Source organism: Paenibacillus sp. P3E (assembly GCF_001909045.1).
Lineage (GTDB): Bacteria > Bacillota > Bacilli > Paenibacillales > Paenibacillaceae > Paenibacillus_AQ > Paenibacillus_AQ helianthi.
Genome location: NZ_LVWH01000063.1, coordinates 1 through 4,013, shown reverse-complemented (window position 1 = coordinate 4,013; position 4,013 = coordinate 1). Strand labels below are relative to the sequence as shown.

Sequence of the window (4,013 nt, the reverse complement as noted above, 5' to 3'; positions counted from 1 at the left end):
AAAAATAATAAAGTAAAAGAAGGAAAATAATTCCTTGTGTCGAAATTTGATAATGGGAGGTGATTTCATGGCATATTATGCTGTTGAGGCATTTGAAGCTCAAAATATTACGGAACTTAGTGATATGATTGATGAATTCATATCGGCAATGGTACAGGGACAGCTTATTGATATCAAATATCAAGTGGTTCCCACTGCTGTAACAACAAATTCTGTGCACGGTGTTGGCTCGGACAGCAAGTACACGGCTCTGGTCATCTTTACAAAATAATAGACCATCCTGTAAATAAGCCGCTTCAGCTATGAAAATAACTGAGGCGGCTTATTTATGATGCGGAGAAGCCCCTTCGTGCGGCCTCTTTGTTGAACGGAAAAGAAGCGAAACCGTCATTGACATAGAAGTGTATAATAAGGAACTGAGATTATTATTTATTTTCAAGGGTAATATAACTTTAAAAAGTGATGGGTGAGGTTGATGATGTCTTCGGTAAAAAGATTTCTAATTGGACGGCCGCTGAAATCGGAACAGCTGGGCGAACAGAAACTGAACAAAACCAAAGCACTGGCAATCCTCTCTTCAGATGCCTTATCTTCAGTCGCTTACGGTCCTGAACAAATTCTGCTGGTGCTAGTGACTCTCAGTGCTGCGGCATTCTGGTATTCTATCCCTATCGCGGCAGGGGTTCTCGTACTGCTGCTGGCCCTGATCTTATCTTACCGGCAAATTATTTTTGCTTACCCCCATGGTGGCGGAGCTTATGTGGTGTCTAAGGAAAACCTCGGGAAGTATCCGGGGCTTGTGGCTGGCGGCTCGCTGCTTGTGGACTACATATTGACGGTAGCTGTAAGTGTCTCGGCGGGAACAGATGCAATTACCTCGGCTTTTCCAAGTCTGCATCCGTACAATGTAGTAATCGCCATTGTTTTTGTATTGCTTATTACTACTCTAAATCTGCGCGGGGTTACGGAATCGGCGTCCTTCCTGGCCTATCCGGTATATTTGTTCGTGCTTGCATTATTTATCCTGATCGGTCTGGGTGTGTTCCATATTTTGACCGGCAGCGTGCCTTCTAATCTGCATACGCCTCTCGGCACGCCGATTGCAGGGATCAGCCTATTCCTGTTGCTTAAGGCTTTTTCTTCAGGAAGCTCGGCACTCACCGGTGTAGAAGCCATTTCCAATGCCATTCCCAACTTCAAGGCGCCCGCACCGAACAATGCTGCCAAAACACTGGTCGCCATGGGTTCGCTGCTCGCGGTTTTATTTACAGGGATCGTATTCTTGGCGTATTACTACGGGATTACTCCGCAAGAGGATGCAACGGTAGTCTCGATTATCGCTGAACAGGTTTTTGGCCGGAACTTTATGTACTACTTTGTCCAGGGAACGACTGCTCTGATTCTGGTTCTGGCGGCCAATACCGGATATTCCGCATTTCCGCTGCTGGCGGTGAATTTGGCCAAGGATAAATTCATTCCGCGCATGTTCACGGTCCGCGGGGACCGGCTGGGCTATTCTAACGGCATTCTTATACTGGGACTGCTGTCGATCCTGCTGATCATTGCTTTTGAAGGCCGGACCGAGCACCTGATTCCGCTCTACGCGGTGGGTGTGTTCATTCCGTTCACTCTCTCCCAGAGCGGAATGATGGTTAAATGGATCAGACAGAAGCCTCCCGGCTGGCTGACCAAGTTCATTATCAACACAACCGGGGCGTTGATCAGCTTCATCGTTACGATGATGTTCTTCCTGACCAAATTTACGCAGGTCTGGCCCGTTCTGGTCTTTTTGCCACTGATTATTCTGCTGTTCTACCGGATTCACAAGCATTATGAGGCGGTAGCGGACCAGCTCCGGATCTCTACCTGTGAGGTGGAGCCGCTGGCGATTGAAGGGAATATCATCATCCTGCCGGTTGCCGGAATTACCCATGTGGTGGAGAACTCGCTCCGCTATGCCAAATCGCTTGGTGCCGAACAGATTATTGCGGTACATGTCCCGTTTGAACGGGAGGATGATGCGGTATTTGAAGAAAAGTGGAAGAGATTCCATCCTGAAGTCCGGCTGGTTACGCTGTATTCGCCGTACCGCAGCATCATTCACCCGTTAACCAAGTTCATCGATACCGTCCAGCGCAAGGCGAGCGAATCGAAATATCAGGTGACGGTAATCGTGCCCCAGTTCATTCCGAAGAAAGGCTGGCACAATGTTCTGCATAACCAATCCAGCCTGCTGCTCCGTGCGCATCTGCTGTACCGGCGGGATGTAATTATTACAACCGTGCCTTATCATTTGAAGAAATAATGGTAGTTCTATATTGCGGCTTAAATAGTATACACAATGCCCCCTGCCACCGGAATCATACCCGGAAGCAGGGGGCATTGCTGTGGATAGGACGAGATGGAATCTGCAAGTGTATCCGGATGAGAATGGCTTTTGACAGCTCCCCGGCGGCAGACCGGGTCTATCTCCATAGACCAAGAAGACTCAGTGAGTAATTGCAGAACTGTCCGGGCAGTGTGGGCATATGGTACACTCGGTGTATCGGCCTTTGAGGGCAATGTTTGCTTGCAGGCAATAGCTGTATGCTACAGGAATGGGGGAACGGCATTGAAGTGGAGAACATTAAGCATCCTGGGACTTGTGCTCCTAATGCTTGTTCTGGTGACGGGCTGCGCCAATGGGACGGCACATGTCACGGTGAAGAAGGACGGAGGCATGGATATTGCATTCAATCTTAAGCTGGATTCACGTGCAGAGTCGCTGGCGGGTGGTACCATTGAGGATCTGCTTCGCAGCAGACTACAGGCGGCAGGGATTGAACTGCACAAAACAAAAGTGGGCAAATCCATGGAATATCAATTTCTGAAATCCTATGCCTCCATACAGGATGTGAAGCTGAATGCGGGAAACCTTGATATTGTGGACACACAAGTAGATACCGAAAACAAGTGGCTGTACACCCGGTATGACGTGGTGGCCCAGCCCAAGCTGAACGCTTATTCGGATAAAATTCTAGACACCCTTGGAACGCTGAGTGTACCCAAGTCGCTAGTCCGGCTGTTCATGCAGAGCCAAGAACTGGCGTTCAAACTAACGCTGCCATACAATCTCTATGGTCCTAACAACGCTGACGAGCAGGATGGGAATACACTGACCTGGCACATCACGATGGCTGATTCCGAGCCGATGCGTCTGGTGGTGTATGTGCCGGACATCAGGAATATCGCCATTGCCGGCGGCGTTGTTATTCTGCTCTTGGCCCTTGCGGTCACTCTGTTCATTAGAAAAAGAAAATCGCTCAAACCTAAGGGTTTCGAGAAGTGATTGCGGCGAGGGTCACTTGCGCTGGCGATTGTGATGTTTGTGAGCTGGATATCGGGTAAGCTTTCTGTTGTGCAGTAGCTGGAAATCTGCGAATGCGAGCTATCTTGGCGCCGCTTAAGTGGAAAAAGGAAACTTAAAAAGAGTAATACCTCTCCTCTAGCACCGCGAGTGGGAAAAAGTATCACTAATTTAGCCTATTTCGCTCCTGATGGAGCAATATTGCTTAAATAAGTTTCTTTCAAATGGTATCGTACCAAATACTATTCAATGAAAGACTGCGCTGATCTTGTTGGCGCAGTTCCATAGAAGCTATAGGCTGAAGGTGAGGATACTTGCCGATCATTTTGTGTAAAGCTATTTTAGGCTTATAATTCATACCTACCAATTGTCTAATAAATTTTTCACCATAAGTCCTTTTTAAGTTAAACTTATTTCTTTGGATTGTTTTCATATTTGAAAGTTAACATGGTAGCGTTATATTGGGTATAGAATGTATAGTATAGTTTTCTTAAATTCACTCTTTCTTCACAGGAATTTTCAATGAAAGCCTTACAAATGGATGAGCATATGCATATTAAATTATTGATATACCAAGGTATATTTTCAGACCGTGACATTTATAGCTACTAATCTATTCATTTCTCTGCACATTCCACCATAAATAATATTTCGATTAAATAATTTC

At 46.6% G+C, this 4,013-nt stretch carries 3 protein-coding genes; all 3 read left to right on the top strand.

Annotated features, from left to right (window positions below; translation table 11 throughout):
* The first annotated feature begins 67 nt into the window (after window positions 1-67).
* On the top strand, window positions 68-271 hold the full coding sequence (locus tag A3842_RS07585) for a sporulation protein Cse60 (RefSeq protein ID WP_074083779.1): 204 nt from the start codon (window positions 68-70) through the stop codon (window positions 269-271).
* Between the two features lie 204 nt (window positions 272-475).
* A complete protein-coding gene (locus A3842_RS07580; RefSeq protein WP_074100962.1) occupies window positions 476-2,305 on the top strand; it encodes an APC family permease in 1,830 nt (609 codons plus the stop codon).
* 306 nt (window positions 2,306-2,611) lie between these two features.
* Window positions 2,612-3,328, top strand: a complete 717-nt coding sequence (locus tag A3842_RS07575) for a hypothetical protein (protein ID WP_074100961.1) — start codon at window positions 2,612-2,614, stop codon at window positions 3,326-3,328.
* Window positions 3,329-4,013 lie beyond the last annotated feature (685 nt).